Annotated in this window: 6 protein-coding genes; 5 read left to right on the forward strand and 1 reads right to left on the reverse strand. The window is 75.0% G+C overall.

All coding sequences use genetic code 11. The features are described 5' to 3' along the window. A partial coding sequence (locus tag Q0195_RS05025; RefSeq protein WP_299275422.1) for an NYN domain-containing protein occupies positions 1 to 1,013 on the reverse strand: 1,013 nt, incomplete at its 3' end. A gap of 76 nt (positions 1,014 to 1,089) precedes the next feature. Here Q0195_RS05025 and Q0195_RS05030 point away from each other — a divergent pair. The 5 genes from Q0195_RS05030 to steA form a co-directional block, all read left to right on the forward strand. Continuing rightward, on the forward strand, positions 1,090 to 1,323 hold the full coding sequence (locus Q0195_RS05030) for a hypothetical protein (RefSeq protein ID WP_299275425.1): 234 nt from the start codon (positions 1,090 to 1,092) through the stop codon (positions 1,321 to 1,323). After that, entirely contained in the window at positions 1,323 to 2,150 is an 828-nt protein-coding gene (locus tag Q0195_RS05035) for a TlyA family RNA methyltransferase (RefSeq protein WP_299275428.1), read from the forward strand. Before Q0195_RS05030 ends, Q0195_RS05035 begins: the two co-directional genes overlap by 1 nt. Beyond that, positions 2,147 to 2,995 (forward strand): NAD kinase, encoded by an 849-nt coding sequence (locus Q0195_RS05040; protein ID WP_299275430.1) that lies wholly within the window; start codon positions 2,147 to 2,149, stop codon positions 2,993 to 2,995. Before Q0195_RS05035 ends, Q0195_RS05040 begins: the two co-directional genes overlap by 4 nt. Next, the gene (gene recN / locus Q0195_RS05045; protein ID WP_299275433.1) at positions 2,992 to 4,677 is read left to right on the forward strand and encodes a DNA repair protein RecN; all 1,686 of its coding nucleotides are present in this window, start codon (positions 2,992 to 2,994) and stop codon (positions 4,675 to 4,677) included. The genes Q0195_RS05040 and recN overlap by 4 nt, the downstream gene beginning before the upstream one ends. Before the next feature lie 5 nt (positions 4,678 to 4,682). Continuing rightward, positions 4,683 to 5,688: putative cytokinetic ring protein SteA (gene steA / locus Q0195_RS05050; protein WP_299275436.1), on the forward strand; the 1,006-nt coding region annotated here is incomplete at its 3' end.

Below are 5,688 nucleotides of genomic sequence, written 5' to 3' on the forward strand. Positions count from 1 at the left end.
GCCCGGCAGAACTGGAGGAAGCTGCGGTACCCGAGCGCCTTCTCGCTGAACGCCGGCTGGTGCTTGCGCATCCGGTTCTTCAACCCGGAGAGCGGGACCGCGCCACCGGACTCGGCGATGACCGCGGCAAGCAGCGCGAACGACTCCGCACGTCCACCCCGCTCGGCCAGCGACACCTCCGGGTCGCCCGTTGCCGGGCCGGGGGAGAGCTCGACGAGCCCGCGCTCGGCCAGGTGGCGCAGCACCTCCCCGAAGGACCGGAACCCGTAGTCCGACTCGCTGAAGGTGGGGTCCTTGCGCAGCAGCGCCCGCTTGAGCACCGAGGCGGTCACCGCGTCCGACGTCGTCGCCAGGCCCGCCAGGGTCTGGACCACCGGCACGGCGAGCGACCCGGGGTCGGACTCGGCGGCCGGCTCCTGATCCTGATCCTGCTCCTGCTCGGGCGCGGGCCGCTCTGTGGGCGGGGCGGGCGTCCGGTCGGCGGTGGTGCTCTCCGGCCGCGAGCCGCCACCGCGCCGTCGTCGTGCCGGCGGCTCACCCGCCTCCACCCCCTCCAGCCGCTCGTAGAAGAGGAACTCGTCGCACGCCGGCGGCAGCAGTCGCGAGGTGGAGTTCTCCACCCCGACGCCGATCACGCGCTTGTTGAGCTCGCGCAGCTTGTGGACGAGCGGGGAGAAGTCACTGTCGCCGGTGCAGACGACGAAGGTGGAGATGTACTCCCGCTCGAAGGCCATCTCGACCGCGTCGACCGCCATCTTGATGTCGGCCGCGTTCTTCCGCGACGCCCCCATGTGCTGCGGCATCTCGATGAGCTCGACCTGGTGCCGGGTCAGCGCGCGACGGTCCTCGTCGAAGAAGGACCAGTCCGCGTACGCCCGGCGCACGACCGCGCGGCCCCGCAGCGCGAGCGTATCGGCGATGGGTCCGAAGTCGAAGGCGATCCCCAGGTCACGGGCTCCGAGCGCGAGGTTCTCGTAGTCGAGGAAGACGGCGATGCGTTCTTCGGTGTCCATCCCGCCACCTTACGGGGGCGCATCGCCGATCCGGGCGGTGGGCGGCGGTAGCCTGACCCCCGGAGGAAGGGGAGCCATGTCGAACGACACGCCGCACCCGGCCCAGCGGCCGGCGCAGCCCACCGGGGACGCACCGCGCCCCCGCCCCACACCGCGCCCACCCGGCCCCGGCCCGCAGGCCGCGCCCCGGCCGGTGCCCGAGCTCGCCGAGCTGGAGACGCTCGCCCAGCGTCCGCTGTCGGAGCACGTGGCAGTCCTCGACGCCGTCCACCGCGCGCTGGCCGCCCAGCTGTCCAGCGCCGACTCCTGATGGCACGGCTCGTCCGGGTCGACGCCGAGCTCGTGCGCCGCGGCCTGGCCCGCTCCCGTCAGCACGCCGCCGAGCTCATCTCCGCCGGCCACGTGCTCCTCGACGGCACGGCGGTGACCAAGCCCGCCCGACAGGTCGACCCCGCCCAGGCGCTGCGGGTCGTCGCCCCCGCCGAGGAGGAGTACGTCTCGCGCGGCGCGCACAAGCTCGCCGGCGCCCTCGACGCGCTCGGCCCCCAGGCCCCTCCCGTCGCCGGCCGCCGCGCCCTCGACGCCGGTGCGTCCACCGGCGGCTTCACCGACGTGCTGCTGCGCCGCGGGGCTGCGCACGTCGTCGCCGTCGACGTCGGCTACGGGCAGCTGGCCTGGTCCCTGCAGCAGGACCCCCGCGTTACGGTGCTCGACCGGACCAACGTCCGCACCCTCGACCCGGCGGCCGTCGCGCCGCCGCCCGAGCTCGTCGTAGCGGACCTGTCCTTCATCTCCCTCACCCTCGTCCTGCCCGCGCTGGCCGCCGCGGCCGCCCCCGACGCCGACTTCCTCCTCATGGTCAAGCCCCAGTTCGAGGTGGGCCGGGAGGGGGTGGGCAAGGGCGGCGTCGTGCGCGACCCCGCGCGCCACGCCCAGGCCGTGCGCACGGTCGCGGACACCGCGGCAGGGCTCGGCCTCCACACCTTCGCCGTGGTGCCCAGCCCCCTGCCCGGTCCCAGCGGGAACGTCGAGTACTTCATAGGCTTGCGGCGTGACCTCGACCGTGCCCACCCACCCGAGGAGCTCGACGCGGTGATTGCCGACGCCATCGACCGACGACCGGCGGTCGGCCCGTGAGCCGCCGCGTCCTCATCGTGCGGCACGAGTGGCGGCCCCAGGCCGTGACCGCCGCCGACGACGCCGAGAGCCGGCTGCGCGCGCTGGGCATCGAGCCCGTCCACGAGCTCGGTGACCGCCCCGGCGAGGACCCCGAGCTCGTCCTCGTGCTCGGAGGCGACGGCACGCTGCTGCGCGCCGCCGAGCTCGTCCGCGGCCGCGACATCCCCCTCATCGGTGTCAACCTCGGCCACGTCGGCTTCCTCGCCGAGGCCGACCCCGACGGCCTGGACGACGTCGTCCAGCGGATCGCCGACCGCGCCTACACCGTCGAGGAGCGCATGACCATCGACGTCGAGGTGCAGACCCCCGCGGGGGAGTGCCACGAGGGCTGGGCGGTCAACGAGGCCACCATCGAGAAGGTCGACCGCTCCGGCGTCATCGAGCTCGGGCTCGGCGTCGACGGCCGGGGCCTGTCCACCTTCGGCTGCGACGGCATCGTCATCGCCACGCCCACCGGCTCCACCGCCTACGCCTTCTCCGGCGGCGGGCCGATCGTGTGGCCCGACGTCGAGGCCCTGCTCGTCGTCCCGATCGCCGCGCACGCGCTGTTCTCCCGGCCCATCGTCACCAGCCCGGACTCCGTGCTCGCCGTCGAGGTCCTCGACCGCAACCTCTCCGGCGGCGACGTGTGGTGCGACGGGCGGCGCCAGCTCCCCGCACCCATCGGCTCGCACATCGACGTGCGCCGCGGGCGTGAGCCGGTCCGTCTCGCCCGGCTGGAGCAGACCCCGTTCTCCGGCCGGCTCGTGGCGAAGTTCAACCTTCCGGTCACCGGGTGGAGAGGAGGAAGGAAGGACCCGTGATCGAGGAGATCCGCATCGAGAACCTCGGTGTCATCGTCTCGGCCTCCCTCGAGCTGGGCGCCGGGTTCACGGTGATCACCGGGGAGACCGGCGCGGGCAAGACCATGGTGCTCACCGGACTGGACCTGCTCCTCGGCGGCCGCGGGGACACCGGCATGGTCCGCACCGGGGCCGACCGCGCCGTCGTCGAGGGCACCTTCGTCGTCTCCGACGACGTCGCCGCCCGGGTCGAGGACGCCGGCGGCTCGCTCGACGACGACGCCCTCATCCTCGCCCGCACCCTGCCCGCGCAGGGCCGCTCCCGGTCCTTCGCCGGGGGCCGCAGCGTGCCCCAGGCCTTCCTCGCCGACCTCGCCGCCGACCTCGTCACCGTCCACGGACAGTCCGACCAGCTGCGGCTGCGCGCCCCGGCACGGCAGCGCGAGCTCCTCGACCGCTTCGCCGACACCGGCCCCCTGCTCGCCGAGTACCGCGAGACGTGGCGCCGGCTCACCGACGCCCGCGCCCGGCTGGAGGAGTGGCAGGCCCGCGCCGACGAGCGTGCCGGTGAGGCCGCCCGGCTGCGCGCCGGGCTGGAGCTGCTGGAGAGCCTCGACCCCCAGCCCGGGGAGGACGACGCCCTGCGCGCCGAGGCCGAGCGCCTCGGCAACGTCGAGGAGTTGCGCGAGGCCGCCGGGCGTGCCCACGCCGCACTCGCCGGGGCGGGGGAGGGCGCCGAGCTGGACGCCACCGTGCTCGTCGACGAGGCGCGCCGTGCCCTGGAGGTGGGCGACCCCGAGCTGGCCGGCCTGGCCGAGCGGCTCGGGGAGGTCTCCTACCTGCTCTCCGACGTCGGCACCGAGCTGGGGACCTTCCTCGCCTCCCTCGAGGCCGACCCCGAGCGCCTGCAGACCGTCCACGAGCGCCGCGCCGCACTGCGTGACGCGTCCCTGCGGCTGGGCGTGGAGAGTCCCGACGCACTGTCCGAGTGGTCCGCCGCGGCGGCCGCCCGGCTCGCGGAGATCGACGGCCCGCAGGACGGCGGCGCCGCACTGCGCGAGGAGATCGCTGGGCTCACCGCCACCCTGGCGGAGCAGGCGGGCCGACTCAGCGCCGCCCGGCGCGCGGCCGCGGAGCGGCTCAGCGCCGCCGTCGACGCCGAGCTCGCCGGCCTGGCCATGCCCGGGGCGCACCTGGAGGTCGCCCTCGAGCCGCTGCCCGAGCCCGGGCCGTGGGGGGCGGAGGCGGTGGCCCTGCTGCTGCAGCCGCGGCCCGACTCCCCGCCCCGCCCGCTCGGCGACGGCGCCTCGGGCGGTGAGCTCTCCCGCGTCATGCTCGCCCTCGAGGTCGCGGTCGCCGACCCGGGGCGCACCCCGGCCGACCACCGGCCGACGTTCGTCTTCGACGAGGTCGACGCCGGGGTCGGGGGCCGCGCGGCGATCGAGGTCGGTCGCCGCCTGGCGGGGCTCGCCCGGGTGGCGCAGGTGATCGTCGTCACCCACCTGCCCCAGGTCGCCGCATTCGCCGACACCCACCTCCTCGTGAGCAAGTCCACCGGTGCGACGACGATCACCGACGTCCGCCGCATCACCGGGGAGGAGCGGGAGCGCGAGCTGGCCCGCATGCTGTCCGGCCAGGAGGACTCCGACGTGGCCCGGCGCCACGCGGCGGAGCTCCTCGACCGGGCCGTCATGGCACGATGACAGGCGTGAGAGCCCCCTTCCGCCGTCGCACACCCCCCGAGACCGGGCCCGGCGTCACCGGCCCGGTGCGGGTGGACGCTCGCACGAAGAACCTCACCAAGCGGCTGCGCCCGGGCGACATCGCCGTCATCGACCACGTCGACCTCGACCGGGTCTCGGCCGAGGCCCTCGTCGCCTGCCGTCCCGCCGCCGTCCTCAACGCCGCGCCCTCCACCTCCGGCCGCTACCCGAACCTGGGCCCGGAGATCCTCGTCGCCGAGGGCATCCCGCTCGTCGACGACCTCGGCGGCGCCGTCATGTCGCTGCGCGAGGGCCGCACCGTGCGCGTCGACGGCGGGGCGGTGTACTCCGGGGACGTGCTCGTCGCCGAGGGCACTGTCCAGACCCCGCAGAGCGTCGCCGAGGCGATGGCCGAGGCCCGCGAGGGCCTGTCGGTCCAGCTCGAGGCCTTCGCCGGCAACACGATGGACTACCTCAACCGCGAGCGCGAGCTCCTCCTGGACGGCGTCGGCGTGCCCGACGTGCGCACGAAGCTCGAGGGCCGCCACGTCCTCATCGTCGTGCGCGGCTACCACTACAAGGAGGACCTGGCGATGCTCCGGTCCTACGTGCGCGAGTACCGGCCCGTCCTCATCGGGGTCGACGGCGGCGCCGACGCCATCCTCGAGGCCGGCCTCAAGCCGGACATGATCGTCGGCGACATGGACTCCGTGTCCGACACCGCGCTGCAGAGCGGCGCCGAGATCGTCGTGCACGCCTACCGCGACGGCCGCGCCCCGGGGCTGGCCCGCGTCGAGCAGCTCGGCGTCGACCACGTCGTCTTCCCGGCCACCGGCACCAGCGAGGACGTCGCCATGCTCCTCGCCGACGACAAGGGCGCCGAGCTCATCGTCGCCGTCGGCACCCACGACACGCTCGTGGAGTTCCTCGACAAGGGCCGGGCCGGGATGGCCTCGACCTTCCTCACCCGGCTGCGGGTGGGCTCCAAGCTCGTCGACGCCAAGGGCGTCT

This window comes from uncultured Georgenia sp., from assembly GCF_937958535.1.
GTDB lineage: Bacteria > Actinomycetota > Actinomycetes > Actinomycetales > Actinomycetaceae > Oceanitalea.